This window comes from Peribacillus sp. V2I11 (assembly GCF_030817135.1).
Lineage (GTDB): Bacteria > Bacillota > Bacilli > Bacillales > DSM-1321 > Peribacillus > Peribacillus simplex.
In genome coordinates, this window is sequence record NZ_JAUSYW010000001.1 from 4,997,885 (window position 1) to 5,014,937 (window position 17,053).

General features: G+C 37.7%; 18 protein-coding genes. 17 read left to right on the top strand and 1 reads right to left on the bottom strand.

Annotated features, from left to right (window positions below; all coding sequences use genetic code 11):
- Positions 1-394 precede the first annotated feature (394 nt).
- The 11 genes from QFZ73_RS24440 to QFZ73_RS24490 all read left to right on the top strand — a co-directional run bounded on the left by QFZ73_RS24440 (position 395) and on the right by QFZ73_RS24490 (position 11,945).
- On the top strand, positions 395-913 hold the full coding sequence (locus QFZ73_RS24440; protein ID WP_251436052.1) for a mismatch-specific DNA-glycosylase: 519 nt from the start codon (positions 395-397) through the stop codon (positions 911-913).
- A gap of 207 nt (positions 914-1,120) precedes the next feature.
- Positions 1,121-1,426 carry a hypothetical protein gene (locus tag QFZ73_RS24445; protein WP_307271739.1) on the top strand — a complete coding sequence of 102 codons (306 nt, stop codon included), beginning with the start codon at positions 1,121-1,123 and terminating at the stop codon, positions 1,424-1,426.
- Positions 1,417-1,743, top strand: a complete 327-nt coding sequence (locus tag QFZ73_RS24450; protein WP_307271742.1) for an AzlD domain-containing protein — start codon at positions 1,417-1,419, stop codon at positions 1,741-1,743. The genes QFZ73_RS24445 and QFZ73_RS24450 overlap by 10 nt, the downstream gene beginning before the upstream one ends.
- Positions 1,744-2,071: 328 nt before the next feature.
- Positions 2,072-3,082, top strand: coding sequence for a glycoside hydrolase family 15 protein (locus tag QFZ73_RS24455; protein ID WP_307271745.1), 1,011 nt, complete (start codon positions 2,072-2,074; stop codon positions 3,080-3,082).
- 246 nt (positions 3,083-3,328) lie between these two features.
- Positions 3,329-5,269, top strand: coding sequence for a 1,4-alpha-glucan branching protein GlgB (glgB, locus tag QFZ73_RS24460; RefSeq protein ID WP_307271749.1), 1,941 nt, complete (start codon positions 3,329-3,331; stop codon positions 5,267-5,269).
- A complete protein-coding gene (locus tag QFZ73_RS24465) occupies positions 5,269-6,435 on the top strand; it encodes a glucose-1-phosphate adenylyltransferase (RefSeq protein ID WP_285847364.1) in 1,167 nt (388 codons plus the stop codon). The genes glgB and QFZ73_RS24465 overlap by 1 nt, the downstream gene beginning before the upstream one ends.
- 18 nt (positions 6,436-6,453) lie before the next feature.
- Positions 6,454-7,560, top strand: coding sequence for a glucose-1-phosphate adenylyltransferase subunit GlgD (glgD, locus tag QFZ73_RS24470; RefSeq protein ID WP_251436037.1), 1,107 nt, complete (start codon positions 6,454-6,456; stop codon positions 7,558-7,560).
- Between the two features lie 16 nt (positions 7,561-7,576).
- Positions 7,577-9,013 carry a glycogen synthase GlgA gene (gene glgA / locus QFZ73_RS24475; protein ID WP_307271756.1) on the top strand — a complete coding sequence of 479 codons (1,437 nt, stop codon included), beginning with the start codon at positions 7,577-7,579 and terminating at the stop codon, positions 9,011-9,013.
- 127 nt (positions 9,014-9,140) lie between these two features.
- Complete coding sequence (cls, locus tag QFZ73_RS24480) at positions 9,141-10,646, top strand: cardiolipin synthase (RefSeq protein ID WP_307271759.1); 1,506 nt, start codon at positions 9,141-9,143, stop codon at positions 10,644-10,646.
- Positions 10,647-10,721: 75 nt separating this feature from the next.
- A complete protein-coding gene (locus QFZ73_RS24485) occupies positions 10,722-11,477 on the top strand; it encodes an exodeoxyribonuclease III (protein WP_251436029.1) in 756 nt (251 codons plus the stop codon).
- Between the two features lie 63 nt (positions 11,478-11,540).
- A complete protein-coding gene (locus QFZ73_RS24490) occupies positions 11,541-11,945 on the top strand; it encodes a cytosolic protein (RefSeq protein ID WP_230302124.1) in 405 nt (134 codons plus the stop codon).
- Between the two features lie 336 nt (positions 11,946-12,281).
- On the opposite strand, the gene QFZ73_RS24500 is transcribed toward QFZ73_RS24490, so the two are convergent.
- Positions 12,282-12,803, bottom strand: coding sequence for a DUF2179 domain-containing protein (locus tag QFZ73_RS24500; RefSeq protein ID WP_063233682.1), 522 nt, complete (start codon positions 12,801-12,803; stop codon positions 12,282-12,284).
- A 241-nt stretch (positions 12,804-13,044) separates the two neighbouring features.
- On the opposite strand from QFZ73_RS24500, the gene QFZ73_RS24505 reads away from it, so the two are divergent.
- From QFZ73_RS24505 to QFZ73_RS24530, 6 genes are all read left to right on the top strand, one after another.
- Positions 13,045-13,389, top strand: a complete 345-nt coding sequence (locus QFZ73_RS24505; RefSeq protein ID WP_307271774.1) for an avidin-fold protein — start codon at positions 13,045-13,047, stop codon at positions 13,387-13,389.
- A 27-nt stretch (positions 13,390-13,416) separates the two neighbouring features.
- Positions 13,417-13,989, top strand: coding sequence for a histidine phosphatase family protein (locus tag QFZ73_RS24510; protein WP_307273044.1), 573 nt, complete (start codon positions 13,417-13,419; stop codon positions 13,987-13,989).
- Positions 13,990-14,062: 73 nt separating this feature from the next.
- Complete coding sequence (locus QFZ73_RS24515; RefSeq protein ID WP_307271778.1) at positions 14,063-14,740, top strand: NAD(P)H-binding protein; 678 nt, start codon at positions 14,063-14,065, stop codon at positions 14,738-14,740.
- A gap of 221 nt (positions 14,741-14,961) precedes the next feature.
- Entirely contained in the window at positions 14,962-15,378 is a 417-nt protein-coding gene (locus tag QFZ73_RS24520; RefSeq protein ID WP_063233685.1) for a BlaI/MecI/CopY family transcriptional regulator, read from the top strand.
- A complete protein-coding gene (locus QFZ73_RS24525) occupies positions 15,378-16,229 on the top strand; it encodes a M56 family metallopeptidase (protein WP_307271784.1) in 852 nt (283 codons plus the stop codon). The genes QFZ73_RS24520 and QFZ73_RS24525 overlap by 1 nt, the downstream gene beginning before the upstream one ends.
- 73 nt (positions 16,230-16,302) lie before the next feature.
- Positions 16,303-16,731, top strand: coding sequence for a DoxX family protein (locus tag QFZ73_RS24530; RefSeq protein WP_305161596.1), 429 nt, complete (start codon positions 16,303-16,305; stop codon positions 16,729-16,731).
- The last annotated feature ends 322 nt before the right edge of the window (positions 16,732-17,053 follow it).

A 17,053-nucleotide genomic window follows, 5' to 3' on the forward strand; every position in this document is an offset into this window, starting at 1 on the left:
AAATATTCATTTTTCTTCTTAATTCCAATGAAAGGGAAAAATCAATTGTATCAATTTCATTTACATTTACTGAAATATTCTTTGGAGAAAATGGCTGAATATATTTTTTTGCGTGTTCAATAACTGCAACCGCGGCATCTGTAAACTGTAACAAACTTGTATATTCGATTTATGGAAGCAGAAGAGTGAAGACGAACGGAATGTTTTGGAGCAAAAGGTCGTCAATATTCCATTTGTCAGGTTATCACTATATTATGAAGCTATCATCCTTGATTCTAATTAAAGCGTTTTTTAGTTTTTGAATATAAGTTTGTGAAAATGGCGGAAAAGGTAGTTAAATATTTTTCAGTTTTGTACAATGATTAAATATTTAAATATGAAAAGGAGTTTTAAAATGGAAGGCATCTCTGATCATTTAAAGGAAAATTTGGATATTTTGTTCGTAGGTTTCAATCCAAGCATTCGTTCAGGCGAGACTGGCCATCATTATGCCAATCCAAACAATCGCTTTTGGAAAATCCTTTTCAAGTCCGGACTGACACCAAGGAAATATGACCCAACTGAAGACTCGGCATTACTGGATTTAGGTTATGGTTTTACCAATATCGTTTCCAGGCCTACAAAAGGTGCGGACGAAATCACAAAAGAAGAGTACATAAAAGGAAGGAAGCAATTAAAAAGGAAAATTGAAAAGTATAAACCTAAACTTGTTTGTTTTGTAGGCAAAGGAGTTTATCAGGAATATCGTCAATTACGAAAAATCTCTTGGGGGTTGCAAAAAAACCCTTCATCGAATAAGACCATGGAATTCGTTGCCCCTTCTTCCAGCGGTTTAGTTAGAATGCCGATAGAAGAGATCATCGAAATATATAGTGAGTTGCCGATTCTGCTTGGGCAGCTGGAAAACAATTGAAGGAACTTATTAAAACAAGGGTGGAATTATATGAGTCAGGGTAGTGCTGAATGGTAAATCGATGGCATTTCCATGGTCAATGATGGGGAAGGCTTTTGGCAAGGAGTAACGGATTGTATACCAATTAACCGGAGCCTTATTAACTGATGAAACGTTTGGAGTGGCCGTCACAACGGCACAAAAGAGGAAACGACTTGATTTTAATGGATGCTTGGTCTGAATCTTGCAGCCTATTTAAATTGGTTCATTGCAAATATGGCCGGCGGTTTCTTTGGCCAATGGATTCCAAATCCCGAAAAATATGGGATGGACTTTGCCCTGCCAGCGATGTTTATCGGACTTTTAGTTTTGCAAATATTAAGTAAAAAGGACTTTTTCATAGATCTTGCAGTCGCTTTTAGCAGCATATTAATCGTTGTTGCAGTAAGTTTCTTCTTTCCAGGCAGTACTGGGGTCATAGTTGCAACGGTTGTAGCTTCAACGATGGGGATGGTGATTGGCAGATGGAAATAAGCGGATATATCCTTGCTGTCATCATAGGTACTTCGATTGTAACTTTTATACCTAGAGTCGTTCCTTTGATGCTGCTAAGTAAAATGCAGATTCCTGAATGGGGCATAGATTGGCTAAAGCATGTGCCAGTGGCCGTAATGGCGGCGTTGTTGGCTCAAGAACTTCTATTATCGGAACAGGTCTTTTCAATTAAGGATAATGCTTTGAATTTGGCAGCAGCTCTACCAGCTTTCCTGGTTGCCCTTTTTACGAGGAGTCTGTTGGGGACGGTTATGATTGGCGTGCTTTCCTTGATGATATTACGATATTTCTTTTAATAAGTACTAAACATTTAAATGATAGGCCGATATAACCAGTAATGGAATGCCACTACTGGGTTTTTATTTTCTTAAGTAAATTTCATAACCGGCAACTTTTTGAATCCGTTCATTTAGGTTAGGCAAATGACGCTTTTTAATGAACATTGGAAGCTTGATTATCAAAAAGGGCAGTGATTACATAAACTAGGATGAATGAACTTCTGAAAAGTCGTTTTGGTTAGCTGAATTGAAAGCGCTTCTAATTTAAAATGAAACAACCAACGTTTAGAAAATGGGAGTCTGTCAACAATGGGAATAAGCAAATAACTATGGAGGTGTTCAATTAATGAATATAAATGGTGCCCTAGAGGTTCTTGACCGCATGCGGCTTCCTAATGGCGCGTATACTGCAAGCGTTTCTGATGATTATAATTATGTCTGGATAAGGGATGTCGTTTATACGGTATTGCCTTTTATAAATGATCCATCCAATCGTTACGAGAAAGCATATCATGCTTTATTCGACTTATTTCAATCCTATGAGTGGAAGATAGATATTCATACAGAACAGAAACCCCAGTTTCTTTTTGAACATATCCACGCACGATATTCCACTGAGCTTAAAGAACTGCCAGATGAGTGGGGGCATGCCCAAAATGATGCGATAGGTGCCTTTTTATGGGGTGTCGGTGAAGGATATAGGCATGGGAAAAAGGTGTTAAGGAATCAACGTGATTTACAAATTGTCCAAAAGTTGGTCAATTATTTGGAATGCCTGCAATATTGGCAGTCGGAAGATAACGGGATGTGGGAAGAAAATATCGAAATCCATGCTTCAAGCATAGGTGCATGTGTTGCTGGTTTGAATTCAGTCAAAATGCTGGTCCACGTCAAGGAGGAACTGATTAAAAAGGGAGAAGAGACACTTCGTTTCCTGCTTCCTAGGGAAAGTTATTCAAAAGAGACGGATTTAGCCCTTTTATCCTTAATTTATCCTTATCGGTTGGTAGACCGTGAAATTGCACTTGAAATATTGAAGAATGTCACAGAGCGCCTTGAAAGAACAAAGGGTTGTATACGGTATGAAAAGGATCTTTATTATAATGACGGTCAAGAAGCGGAATGGTGTTTCGGGCTTCCATGGTTGGGCTTATGCTACCTTGAACTTGGCATGATGAACAAAGTGAAGGAATATATAGATAAAACGAAAATGATCATTCCGGAAAATTGGGAAGTTCCTGAATTATATATAGGCAGTAATATTCCAAACAGGAATACTCCTTTGGCATGGTCAGTCTCATTATCGTATTTATTCTTGACGAAGACTCATATGATTCGAACTGAACAAATAAGATGAAGAATTCATACACGATACCATAAAGCTCTTCCCAAAAAAAGGGGAGAGCTTTTATTGGAATAATAATATTTTTACATTAAATGGCTATTTTCCGCAAAAAAATGTTTTAATTTGCAAAAAAACGGGCATTTATTACAATATCTTCACCTCCATTTGAAGGATTAATATCATTTTCACCGAATATATATAATAACTGGGGAAGGATGGGTAAAATACTATCGAGTTAATACTGATGGAGGGGTTTTATTGAGTACAATTATTGACCAGCTGCAAGAGAATTATCCAAGCGATTTCGATTTGTATTTGTTTCATGAAGGCACCCTTTATGAAAGCTATAAAATGCTTGGGGCACACATTGTAACATCATTAGGTATAGAAGGAGTACGCTTCACCGTTTGGGCCCCCCATGCCAAGCAAGTTTCAGTTGTCGGTAATTTTAATAATTGGGACGGAAAAGATCATGCAATGAAACGGATCGAGCGTTCAGGTATCTGGGTGTTGTTCGTACCAGGACTACAAGAAGGGGAACTCTATAAATACGAAATACATACACCTGGAAATAAACGTATCCTAAAAGCCGATCCATATGCCTTTTATTCGGAAGTCAGACCAAATACAGCCTCGGTCATTAAAAGGCTGGATAATTTTGAATGGCAAGATTCGAAGTGGATAGCCGATAGGAAAAAGGAAAATATTTATCATAAGCCCATGTCCATTTATGAAGTGCACCCCGGAACATGGAAACAGAAAGAAGATGGCGAATTTTATTCGTACCGTGAATTGGCTGATAGATTAGTTGATTATGTGATTGATAATAGTTTTACACATATCGAAATCATGGCCATAATGGAACACCCATTTGATAAATCGTGGGGATACCAAGTCACGGGCTATTATTCCGTAACCAGCCGTTACGGTCCACCGGAAGATTTTAAATATCTAATTAACCTTTGCCACCAAAAGGGCATAGGAGTAATCCTTGACTGGGTTCCCGCCCATTTTTGTAAAGACGCGCATGGACTTTCCCGTTTCGATGGTACGCCTCTCTATGAACCAATTGATCATAATAGAGCAGATCGTCCGTTATGGGGGACATACAATTTTGATTTTACCAAACCGGAAGTAGTCAGTTTCCTTATATCAAATGTAATGTTTTGGATGGATGAATACCATATTGATGGGGTCCGTGTCGATGCAGTTTCGTCAATGGTCTATTTAAATCATGATAATCCGTTGCCGGTCAAGCTGAAAAACCAGTTTGGCGGTGAGGAAAACCTGGAAGCCATACAATTTTTGCAAAAACTTAACGAAGTGGTTTTCAGGAAATATCCCAATGCATTAATGATGGCTGAAGAAGCAACAGATCGGCCACTTATAACTTCTCCTACCGATATAGGAGGCCTAGGTTTTAATTACAAATGGAATATGGGATGGACTAACGATATCCTTCGTTATATGAAACTTGAAACGGATGAAAGGCCATATCATCATTGCCTCTTAACCTTTTCATTTTTCTATGCCTTTTCAGAAAATTTCGTCTTGCCCTTTTCACATGATGAAGTGGTTCATGGCAAGAAGTCATTATTGAATAAGATGCCTGGTGACTATTGGCAGAAATTCGCAAATTTACGGTTACTCCTTGGGTATTTCATGACGCATCCTGGAAAGAAGCTTCTATTTATGGGCGGTGAATTTGGCCAGTTCATAGAATGGAAAGATGAGGAACAATTGGATTGGCTGCTTTTGGAATATGAATCCCACGAAAAGCTGGCGTATTACTTCCGTACCCTTCAGGATTTTTATAGGCAAACTTCCTCCCTTTGGAGACTGGATCATGTCCAGGAGGGATTTGAATGGATAGATCCGAACAATAGTGAACAGAGTATCCTTACCTTTATGAGAAAAGGTAAACGCAAAGGCGATTATTGCATTGTTGTCTGTAATTTTTCTTCGCAGGCTCATGCTCATTATCAAATAGGTGTACCATCCCAGGGTAAATATATAGAGGTCTTCAGCAGTGATTCAGCCGCTTTCGGAGGATCGGGTCAGATCAATGAAGAACCCATTAATGTCAAAAAGGAACCATACCATAATCAACCATTCAGCATGGAAATAACTGTACCTCCATTAGGCATTTCTATTTTTATGAAGCAAACAAAAAAAAGACGGGGGAGAGTGAACGAATAATGGGAGCGAAAAAATGGATAGCAATGTTATTGGCAGGAGGCCAGGGTTCAAGGTTAGGTGAATTGACAATCGGTTTGGCAAAACCAGCTGTTCCCTTTGGCGGTAAATATAGAATCATCGATTTTCCATTAAGTAACTGCACTCATTCTGGTATTGATACGGTTGGGGTACTGACCCAATACCAGCCATTGATTCTAAATGATTACGTTGGTAATGGCAAAGCTTGGGATCTTGATCTGGATGTTGGCGGAGTTTCCGTTCTTCCCCCTTATCAAGGGAAAGAAGGCGGTGAGTGGTATAAAGGGACGGCAAACGCTGTTTATCAAAATATCCAATACATTGATAATTATGATCCGGAGCATGTACTGATTCTCTCTGGTGACCATATTTATAAGATGGATTACAGTAAGATGCTGGATTCTCACATTGAAAAAAATGCCGAGGCAACCATAGCTGTCATTCAAGTGCCGTGGCAGGAAGCGAGCCGTTTCGGAATCATGAATACCAATGATGATGATAAAGTCACTCAATTTGATGAAAAACCAAAGTATCCAAAGAGTAATCTCGCTTCCATGGGAGTTTACCTATTCAATTGGAAGACCCTAAGACGGTATTTAATAAACGATGAAAAAGATGAAAATTCTTCCAATGATTTCGGCAGCAACATCATTCCAAAGATGCTTGAAGACAGAAAAAAGCTATATGCCTATCGTTTTAATGATTATTGGAAAGATGTTGGAACGGTCGAAAGCCTTTGGCAAGCCCATATGGACTTATTGGAGGATACGCCAAATTTCCAGTTGGATGATCAGCAATGGAAAATTTTTGCCCGCAATGCAAATCACCCGCCGCAATATATATCACCGGATGCCGAGGTAAGTCAGTCGCTTATCAATGAAGGGTGCATGATACATGGGAACATTGAACATTCGGTTTTATCCTATAATGTACAGGTGGGCTATGGGTCAACCATAAAAGATTCAGTCATCATGCCTAATGTTACGATTGGTGAAAACGTTCATATAGAAAGAAGCATCATAGCCAGCAATTGTGTTATAGAAGATGGTGCCGTAGTAGGCAATTCAGCAGTTACATCCGATATTACCTTAATTGGTGAAAATCAGACCATTACCAATCCAAACAAAAAAAAGATCACTCTTAACTAGAAAAAGGGGAAGATGGCTATGGAAAATGTGTTGGGTATTATTAACTTAATCAATGAAAGACAACATTTAAAAGATCTGACTGCTCACCGTAATGTAGCATCTGTGCCATTTGGTGGACGCTACCGTTTGATTGACTTTACGATGTCGAATCTCATTAATGCAGATGTATCAAAAGTAGCCGTTTTTCCAAAAGAAAAGTATCTTTCAGTTATGGATCATCTTGGCTCAGGTAAAGAATGGAACTTGGATCGGCGTTCAGGAGGCTTATATATCTTGCCCCCTATCCATCCGGATGAAACGGTAACGGGCGATATGAAGCAATTCTATGATCATCTCAGCTTTTTCGAACGTGCACAGGCAGATACTGTCATCATCTCCCCTGGAAGCCATGTATGCAAATTGGATTTTAATGAAGTGCTTGATTATCACAAAAAACATAAAGCGGATATCACGGTCGTATATAAGGATTATGTAGGGGAATTGATAGAGAAACCAATCTATCACACCTGCTCGGTAGATTCGGATGAAGACATTACTGACATTAGCTTTTATACCATCCCTAGACCTGGTGACCATGTTTGCCTAGAAACCTTCATCATAAGTAAAACGCTATTGGTGAACTTGATCAAAAGCTGTGTTGCCAGTGGAGAATATGACTTTTTGAAAGACGCAGTGAAAGCCAATCTTCATCGTTTTACAGTCAAAGGCTACAATTTTACTGGAGATATGCCATTCATCCATTCCATTGAAAGCTTTCATTCCAGTAATATGAATTTCCTGAACCCTTCGGTAATCCGTTCTTTCTTCGGGGATACTTGGGATGTTTATACAAAAATCAAACATGAGGCACCTACCAAATATTCAAGTTCTTCGAAGGTTACCAATTCATTGATAGCCAACGGGTGTGATATTGAAGGGACTGTCGAAAACAGTATACTTTTCCGAGGGGTGAAGGTGAAAAAGGGTGCGATTATAAGAAATAGCATCATCATGCAAAAAGGCGTGATTGAAGAAGGAGCTATCGTTGAAAATATCATAACTGATAAAGAAGTGAGAATTACTAGTGAAAAATCAGTTATTGGTTTAAAACAGCCTACTGTAATAAAAAAAGCGGAAATAATTTAATAGAGGAGGTGCGGCAATGAATGTTGTATTTGCTGCTTCAGAATGCGCCCCTTTTATAAAAACGGGAGGGCTCGGAGACGTTATAGGCGCGCTCCCGAAAGCGCTGAAAAAACAGGGAGTCCATGTAAGTGTCATCCTTCCTAAATACGGGGATCTTCCTAACCAATACAAACAGGAACTGAAACATTTGACGAGCATCGAAGTTCCTGTTGGTTGGCGCCAGCAATTTTGTGGCATCGAAAAACTTGTTGCTAATGGGATTACATATTATTTCCTGGATAATGAATATTACTTCAAAAGGCATGGGAGTTATGGTTTCTTTGATGATGGCGAAAGGTTCGCCTTCTTTTCCCGTGCAATTTTAGAGGCTTTACCCTATTTAGAAGAAAAGCCGGATGTCATACACTGTCATGATTGGCAAACGGGCCTTGTCAGCGTTTTGCTGAAAGCTCATTATCATAACCATCCTTTCTATCAGGATATTAAAACGATATTTACCATACATAATTTACGCTATCAAGGAGTTTATCCTAAAGTTGTTTTAGCAGAATTATTGGATTTGAGTGAGTTATATTTTAATATCGATGGTCTTGAATTCCATGGAAATGTCAGTTATTTGAAAGCCGGCTTAGCTTTCTCTAACAAAGTCACAACTGTAAGCCCAAGTTATGCGGAAGAAATTCAGAGTCCTTATTTCGGGGAAAATCTTGATGGGTTTTTACGCAAAAGAAATGGTGACCTTAAAGGGATAATCAACGGAATCGATTATGAGGAATATAATCCTGCGGCAGATGAACATCTTGCTGTTCCATTCGATTGCTATGAAGGCAAGATGGAAAATAAACGTCAGCTACAGGAATCTCTGGAGCTTCCTGTCAATGATGAGGTCCCGGTTATATCAATGGTAACCAGGCTTGTTGATCAAAAAGGAATCGATCTTATTCTCCATGTTTTTCATGAAATGATGAACCAAGGTGTTCAATTCATTCTTTTAGGTACAGGCGATGAGCAATATGAATCGGCCTTTCGCCATTTAGCTGACCAATATCCAAATCAGGTTTCAGTAAATACATATTTTGATGAAGGTTTAGCAAGACGGATATATGCTGGTTCAGATTTATTCCTGATGCCGTCACAATTCGAACCATGTGGTATCGGCCAGCTCTTAGCGCTCCGTTATGGCACTCTGCCTTTAGTGAGGGAAACTGGCGGACTTCGTGATACGGTCATACCTTATAATCAATTCACTGGTGAAGGTAATGGCTTCAGTTTTACGAATTATAATGCACACGATATGCTCCATACAATTGAGCAATCTGTTGGTCTGTACAAATTTCAGCCGAAAAGATGGAGGAATATGGCCGAAAGTGCGATGAAGTTAGACTTCAGTTGGACATCGTCTTCCTTAAAGTATATTGAGCTATATGAAAGTTTGATTCCTGACATGAAGTGATAATTGGATAGGTAATACACAAAACACTTGCGAATATTGTTTTCGTGAGTGTTTTGTTTCTTTTACCATCAAATATGGGTATATGTTTAGATATATATAAAATATTGCTGTGTAGGAGAATGAAAAGATGAAAAGAAGAAGAATGGAATTTGTATTTTTATTTATTTTAATTACTGCAGTTTATATGATCCTGTTCTCTCATGTTAGCTTCGACGTGAAGCTATTTTTTATTGGATTATATATTTTTGTCATGTTTATTACCATGATTTCACTCATGCTGGAAAATAGATTTGCCCACGAGACACTTTTATGGATGTATGTGCTTTTGTTTTTCCCGGTATTTGGATATGCATTTTATCTATTCTCAGGTCAGCTCTACCTAAAAGGATATTTATTTCGAAGTAAAAGGAAAAAAGATCGCGAAGAATGGAAGAGTCTTGTCACACAGGTATCATCGCCAGATTTATCGTTCTTGAATAATCATCAGCAATCATTCGCAGCTTTTGCCAAAAATGTATCTGAAACCACCATTAGTACATCATCGCAAACAGAAGTATTGAAAAATGGTAAAGAAACGTTTACAGAAATCATTAAACAGTTAAAAAAAGCTGAAAAATTCATCCATATTGAATATTATATTTTTCGTTCCGATAGGCTTGGCACTGAAATTATAGATATCCTTATTGAAAAAGCAAAAAATGGTGTGGAAGTTTTATTCATTTTTGATGCAGCCGGCAGTTTAAGCCTTTCAAATAATGAAGTTAAACGAATGAGAACTGCAGGGATAAAAGCTTATCCATTTTCCCCATTGAAACACGGTTTTTTCAATCAAAAGTTTAATTTTAGGAATCACCGTAAAATCATCATCATTGATGGGGAAGTTGGCTTTGTGGGAGGTTTAAACGTAGGAGAGGAATATTTAGGACGAAATAAAAACATCGGATTTTGGAGAGATACACACATGGTCCTTGAAGGTGAAGCGGTATATATGCTTCATACTGTTTTCCTTTTGGATTGGGAATATGTCAGTGGGGAAGATGTATTGCAAGAACGTCCAGAATTCAAGAATACAGTGGAACAAGGGGATGGAGCTGTCCAGGTGGTGGCAAGCGGTCCTGATACACAACAGGGAATCATGAGTGATTTTTACTATTCACTTATCACTAGCGCGACTGAATCAATCTGGATTGCAAGTCCATACTTCGTACCCAATCAAGCGATTAAAGCAGCAATTAAACATGCCGCAATTAAGGGGATACAAGTTAGGCTTATGGTTCCGGCAATAAATGATGGATTTTTAACCCAATATGGCAGCCGTTCCTACTTCGGGGAGCTGCTTCAATTCGGTGTAGAGGTATACTCGTATAATAAAGGTTTTCTTCATCAGAAACTTATTATCGTTGATGGTGATATGGCTTCCATAGGAACGGCAAACATGGATATGAGGAGTTTTCATCTGAATTTCGAAGTGAATGTCTTTCTTATGGGCAGCCGTACAATTGATGATCTTGTCACTCATTACAAAGAGGATATGATGGATAGTGACAAACTAGATCCTATCGGGTATAACAATCGTGGCTTACTGGAACGTTCCAAAGAATCATTTGCCAGATTGTTTTCGAATGTACTCTAATGGGAAAAATAGCAGATAAATAGTATAGTTGAAATGTAAATAAATTAATTGGCCATAAGGAGAATTAAAGAGATTATGAAATTGGTTTCCTGGAATGTGAATGGAATTAGGGCTTGTGTTAAAAAAGGATTTTTAGATTACTTTAAGGATGTGGATGCAGATATTTTTTGCCTTCAAGAAACTAAGCTTCAAGAAGGGCAGATTTCACTTGAGTTGGAAGGGTACTATCAATATTGGAATTATGCATTGAAAAAAGGATATTCAGGTACGGCCATTTTCACAAAGGAAAAACCGCTTACAGTGAAATATGGCGTAGGGGAGCTGGACGAGGAGCCGGAAGGCAGGATCATAACACTGGAATTTGAGAATTTCTATATGGTGAATGTTTATACACCAAATGCAAAAAGGGATTTATCAAGGCTTGATTATCGGCTCGAATGGGAAGATGGGATAATAGATTATCTTAGAGAACTGGACTTGGTGAAGCCGGTTATCTATTGTGGGGACCTCAATGTCGCACATCAGGAAATCGACTTGAAAAACCCGAAACCCAATATTGGGAATTCCGGTTTCACTAATGAAGAACGAGGAAAGATGACAGAATTACTAGATGCAGGGTTTATCGATACATTTCGTCATTTTTATCCGGACCAGGAAGGTGCCTATACTTGGTGGTCATATATGGCTAAAGTAAGAGAGCGGAATATCGGGTGGAGAATCGATTATTTCATTGTTTCGAAACGTATGGCGGATTCTTTAATAGAGGCTAACATTCACTGCGATGTCATGGGCAGTGACCATTGCCCTGTTGTCTTGGAAACAAACCTCTAAATCGAATAAATTCGGTTAAATGGGAATACTAATGGTTATCCATATTCAACAGGAGGTTAGATTATGAACACATTTATCGTGGGCTTTCATCAAGAAGATAATGTAGACAGCATGCAAGTGCAAAAATTGACGTCAGCTGAGTTTGAAAAATCAACATCACGTGGCTTTCGCAGATTATTTGAACTGGATACAAATATCGGGTATTTCGTTTTTTTTGATGCTGAAGATGATGAGGGTGATTTATCCCATCTAGTTTTACAGTATGAAGAAGATAATCAGGATCCAAGTGATTGTTACTCCTTTACTAAAAATGATTTTTATGAGTTCATGGCACTTTATTTACAAGGCATGGATGAAGTGGAAGTGGAAGATGAAGAAGATGATGACAATGAAGAGTATGGACCGATCCACCATCTTGCCCATTTGATGTTTCATATTGTTGAAGAAGGAAAATCAGTTAAGCCTTAACGTCCGAGTCATGAGATGAATGGTACTTATAAGCTTTGTGACAGGGGCGAAATAGAACTTACCATCCATCATTTAACACCTAGAGAATTAGGCGGCAGCCTTTTACCAATAGCCTATCTCTGTAAATCATGTCATAAACAGATTCACGCACTGTATTCAAACCGAGAGCTGGCCATTCGACTAAATACCGTGCTTTTGCTAAAAGATGATGAAGCATTAAAAAAATACTTAAAGTGGATTAAAAAACAACCAGTAACGAGGGCAATAAAGATTAGAAAGTCAAAAACGAAATAATGCAAAAGCCCATCCTTAAAAAGATGGGCTTTTGCATTTCATTCAACTTGCTTTATTTTTTAATCGATCCAATAAAAATCCACCTTTAAAATAACGTGGTTCATATGAAATGATGAAAGCCTTAGGTTCGAACTTTTCAACGGTTGCAATCAATTCTTGTTCCCGATTGCGTTTTGTCAAGATTTCCATCCGATAACGGTTGCTATCCCTGCCCTCGCCCGTATAAAGAGTTACACCAAATCCGTTGTTCCTCAATGTATCTACCAACTGTTCATTTTTGGTTTGAGTATTAACGGTCACATTAATAAAACCGATGGCAAGTTTTTGCTCAATTTTCGTACCAAAAATTATTCCGATTCCAAAACCGACTGCATATACAACCATGGCGAGTATGCTTTGGTCACCGCCAAATACTAGGGATAATCCAAAAACGTATATTAACATTTCTGCGATACCCAGTATCGAGGCAAGTATGGTAATATTTTTTACTAAGAAAATGGTTCGCAACGTGTAAATCGGAACATAAATAAGTTGTAATAGTAGAATCAGAAGTATTTCTTTCAATTGAGCACCTCACCAACATCTTCCAGTTTGATTAGACGTTTCAACTTGGGGAATGTTCATTCCATAAGTAACATCTTCCATAATCTAACCACAACATAATAGGGGAATTCAATGGGGAATATTATGTATTTTTTGTGGCATTTAAATTGACACCGAATTAAAATTCTATAAGATTTTTCAATATTCTTTTTTTAATTAATTTGGTATCATTATCCTTATTAATTCATATGGGGGAATGGTGATGTTTAATTATGATGGTCGGATATTCAAAGCTAAAGCCAATTCTGAAATTGGAGAAGTATCAGGAAATACTTTCTTCCAATATTCACAAGAAGGCTCAATTCTTTCAGCAAGTTATCATGGTGGAGAGATAGTTAAAGGGACTTTAATAGGGCTTGTCAATATGGATGGGTCTCTAGAATTCAGGTATAATCATATCAATGAAAAAGGTGAAATTAGAGGAGGCAGCTGTCTTTCCACCCCTGAAATGTTGCCAGATGGAAGGATACGCTTGCATGAAAAATGGAAATGGTCAGATCTTGAACAGAGTGAGGGACACTCCATCATTGAAGAAGTGAAAAAATAACATTCTACATAGAAGGGTTTGAGGACAATTACTACTATCTGTTTAGTGCGGCATGGTCAAACAGATTGGAATGCATTAGGGAAACTGCAGGGGCAAACTGATATACCTTTAAATGAACTAGGAAAGATACAGGCACGGCAATGTGGTGAATTTTTGTCAAAAGAGGCTTCTTGGGATGTGATTATTTCGAGCCCTCTAAAAAGGGCAAGGGAAACGGCAGATATCATTTCGCAATATATTGAAGTCCCGGTTATTGAAAAAATGGAATTCATAGAAAAGAATTTTGGCGTCGCTGAAGGAATGACAGCAGCTGAAAGGGAGTCAGCATTCTTGGATAAAGAATATCCTGGTCAGGAAAATCAGGAATCTTTACGAAACAGGCTGATGAATGGGCTCCAGGAAATTCAGAAGGAGTATCCTAAGAAGAAAATTATACTTGTTGCTCATGGAGCCGTCATTCATTTTATTTTACGCTTAATGTCAAACGAGTCAATCGTATCCACCGAAATGCGCTTGTTCAATGCATGCTTAAGTACGATTAGATTTGAAGTCGATTCTTGGATAATTGATGATTTCAATCAAGTGAATCATTTATCTTAGTCCTATTAAGCTTGGTTAGAGTTAACAAAAATATGGTTGATATTGAGGAGCTAATTATAGAAAGAAGGAAATCATGACTAATAAGACGGCATTGATATTAGGGGCTACAGGTGTGGTTGGCACCCAGCTGGTTAAAGAACTAAGCAACAGCAAAATTTATAGAAAAATCCATTTGCTGACAAGAAGGGAAATGAAATTCACGGAACCCAAGTGCACAGTACATGTTGTGGATTTCGAAAATTTATCCAAGTATGCCGATTTGTTCAACGTCCCAGATATTTTCATTTGTTTGGGTACAACGATCAAACAGGCTAAAACAAAAGAAGCTTTTCGTAAAGTTGATTATGACTATGTAATCGAGGCCGCTAAAATGGCGAAGACATCCAATGTTGAAAAATTACTCATCATAACGGCCATGGGAGCCAATTCCAAATCAAAGTTTTTCTACAGTCGTGTTAAGGGCGATGTGGAAGGATCGCTACAACACCTGAAATTGAATACTGTACATATATTCCGGCCTTCCTTACTTCTTGGAGAACGCAAGGAGTTCAGGGCAGGTGAAAAGATTTCTGGTATGCTAAGTACTTTTGCTGAATTTGTCTTTGTGGGCCCATTACGCCCATATCGTGCAATAGAAGCAAACAAAGTAGCTGCTGCCATGTACGCTGCGGCCCAAACGACAGCAAAAGGATATCATTTTTATAATTCTGATGAAATAGAGAAACTTGCACAAAGAGTTACTATTAATTAGCGAAACGGGCCTCCAATATGCTCGTTTTTTAATTTGATAGTAAATTTTGTTCCCCGCTTAAAAGGAAAAAGGAATGGATGAACATTTGCTACTGAAAAAAGGTAGTGGAGTGTAATAAGCAATTAAAGTCAATCTAGAGAAATCCGTCATACTAATCTTCCGGATGATACTTGATTGTAACAAGGATTTCCACTACAATTTGTAGTGGGAGGTGGTAAAGGATGAATATTAAAAATTTTAAATATGATGAGGTTGGACTGAATCGTTTCTTTGGTCCATTGGAAGCTAATATCATGGAATATTTATGGGATAAAGATGAACAGAGCATAAAATCGGTTCAGCAATCATTGGAACTTGACAAACCTATCAATTTCAACACAGTAATGACCGTCATGAATCGTTTAGTAGAAAAAGGCATTCTTGAAAAGAGGTCTGAAGGAAGGCTTTCATTATTTCGCCCAGTTCAATCCAAAGCGGAGTTTTTAGAAGAGCAGTCAAAGAAACTGACTGAGAATTTGCTGGATGAATTTGGAGGGGCGGTCATAAGCCATATGCTAGATGCCATGAAAGACGCTGACCAAGGTTTAATTGAAAAATTGGAACAAAAAATTCAATCGTTAAAAAAGGATAAATTATGATGTGGAAAAGAAAGTCTTATTTTGTGATAAGCATGAGTCTTTTAATTGCCTGTGTAGTATGGTGCCAAATGGGAGCTTTTTTGGTACACATCTTTTTTGGTGTGAATATTAAAGCCAATTTTTTTAAATTTTGTTTTAGTTTATTCAAGGAAGATTCAGTATACTACTTTGTGGTCGTCACCCTGCTCAGTATAATAATATCCTACAGTATATTGAGCACCTTATTCAAAATTGGAGAGCAATATTTCTTATCCAGATGGTTTAAACAAAAGCTTTTTCTTTCCAAAAACATTGATATGACAAGGTCCATAAATGAAACATTCATCCGGGTCAACAATGATATCTTAGTTGTAAACGCTGAACAGCCTCTTGCGTTTACGCTTGGTTTCAGGCGGCCTTTCATTGTTTTCAGTACTGGTTTAATTCGATTATTGGATTTTGATGAGCTAGAGGCGGTAGTAGAGCATGAAGCCTTTCACCAAAAAAAATATGATCCACTGGTAATTTTTATTTTACAGTTGATCTCAGATGCTTTATGGTTTGTCCCACTGACAAAATGGTGTCATAAAAATTACAAAATAATAAGTGAATTATCAGCCGACGAAAATGCGATTAATAAAATGGGGACTGAATTAGGCATAAGTGCCGCTTTGTTGAAGTTAATTAAACATGGTTGCACTGATAAATCATATCCTGTCCTTGTCCATTTCTCCAATGAATCAGTTAACTATAGACTTCAGCAATTAATTGATCCCCATAAAACGATTCCTTTGAGGGCTGAAACTACCACGATTTTTGTTTCTATTTATGTTTTGGTTATACTTTTGGGAATGACTATAGTGATTGTCTGATGACTTTCACTTGATTTTTTTACCATTTTACACTACACTTTGTAGTGTAAACTAAAACAAAAGGAGATGTGTCATGAATAAACAAGAGATCGGTACCTTTTTATTAAGAGTAATGTTGGGAATTTCATTTTTCTTACATGGTTTGTCAAAATTCAAAGGTGGATTGGATAACACTTCAGGATGGTTTCAAAGTATAGGCATTCCGGGATTTATGGCCTATGTAGTCGGTATTATTGAATTGGTTGGAGGAATTGCGTTAATTATAGGTCTTGGAACAAGAATAATTTCTGCCCTCCTTGTATTCATAATGGCTGGTGCAATTGTTTATGTGAAATTCCCAGCAGGTTTTATGGGGAATGGAGAAGGTACAGGGTACGAACTGGATCTCGTTCTTATGATTATTGCACTTCACCTAGTATTGAATGGAAGCCGATTCCTATCTATAGACTCTAAGTTACCTAACCTTAAAAAAGGGCAAGATTCAGAAATGATAGCAAGTTAATACTAATAAACGATATCACAAAAAATTAAACACTTTTTTAGGCAGTCTTGAGGCATGAAACCGGCAATCACTGGGGTCATGCCTTTTTCATTTCACCTTGTTCTTGTTTGAAATGGTTACATGATTTGAAAAACCGATAATAAATCAAATCAGATTTTGGTAATCAAAAAATTTCGCCATGACTGCATTATCTGACATACTTTGCAAAATGACAATACTGCAAGGTTGAACCAATAATCTTGAAATTTTTTCAATTCAATCGTTAACAAACAAAAAAAATGATAGTTTTCAGTAAATTTTCATTGACGAACACATGTTCCTT

What these genes read in the sequence shown, in the direction of transcription:
- QFZ73_RS24455 (WP_307271745.1), top strand. Translation starts at nt 2,072, where the DNA reads ATGAATATAAATGGTGCCCTAGAGGTTCTTGACCGCATGCGGCTTCCT.
- QFZ73_RS24450 (WP_307271742.1), top strand. Translation starts at nt 1,417, where the DNA reads ATGGAAATAAGCGGATATATCCTTGCTGTCATCATAGGTACTTCGATT.
- glgA (WP_307271756.1), top strand. Translation starts at nt 7,577, where the DNA reads ATGAATGTTGTATTTGCTGCTTCAGAATGCGCCCCTTTTATAAAAACG.
- QFZ73_RS24485 (WP_251436029.1), top strand. Translation starts at nt 10,722, where the DNA reads ATGAAATTGGTTTCCTGGAATGTGAATGGAATTAGGGCTTGTGTTAAA.
- QFZ73_RS24530 (WP_305161596.1), top strand. Translation starts at nt 16,303, where the DNA reads ATGAATAAACAAGAGATCGGTACCTTTTTATTAAGAGTAATGTTGGGA.
- QFZ73_RS24440 (WP_251436052.1), top strand. Translation starts at nt 395, where the DNA reads ATGGAAGGCATCTCTGATCATTTAAAGGAAAATTTGGATATTTTGTTC.
- QFZ73_RS24525 (WP_307271784.1), top strand. Translation starts at nt 15,378, where the DNA reads ATGTGGAAAAGAAAGTCTTATTTTGTGATAAGCATGAGTCTTTTAATT.
- QFZ73_RS24445 (WP_307271739.1), top strand. Translation starts at nt 1,121, where the DNA reads ATGCTTGGTCTGAATCTTGCAGCCTATTTAAATTGGTTCATTGCAAAT.
- QFZ73_RS24490 (WP_230302124.1), top strand. Translation starts at nt 11,541, where the DNA reads ATGAACACATTTATCGTGGGCTTTCATCAAGAAGATAATGTAGACAGC.
- QFZ73_RS24515 (WP_307271778.1), top strand. Translation starts at nt 14,063, where the DNA reads ATGACTAATAAGACGGCATTGATATTAGGGGCTACAGGTGTGGTTGGC.
- QFZ73_RS24520 (WP_063233685.1), top strand. Translation starts at nt 14,962, where the DNA reads ATGAATATTAAAAATTTTAAATATGATGAGGTTGGACTGAATCGTTTC.
- QFZ73_RS24505 (WP_307271774.1), top strand. Translation starts at nt 13,045, where the DNA reads ATGTTTAATTATGATGGTCGGATATTCAAAGCTAAAGCCAATTCTGAA.
- glgD (WP_251436037.1), top strand. Translation starts at nt 6,454, where the DNA reads ATGGAAAATGTGTTGGGTATTATTAACTTAATCAATGAAAGACAACAT.
- cls (WP_307271759.1), top strand. Translation starts at nt 9,141, where the DNA reads ATGAAAAGAAGAAGAATGGAATTTGTATTTTTATTTATTTTAATTACT.
- QFZ73_RS24465 (WP_285847364.1), top strand. Translation starts at nt 5,269, where the DNA reads ATGGGAGCGAAAAAATGGATAGCAATGTTATTGGCAGGAGGCCAGGGT.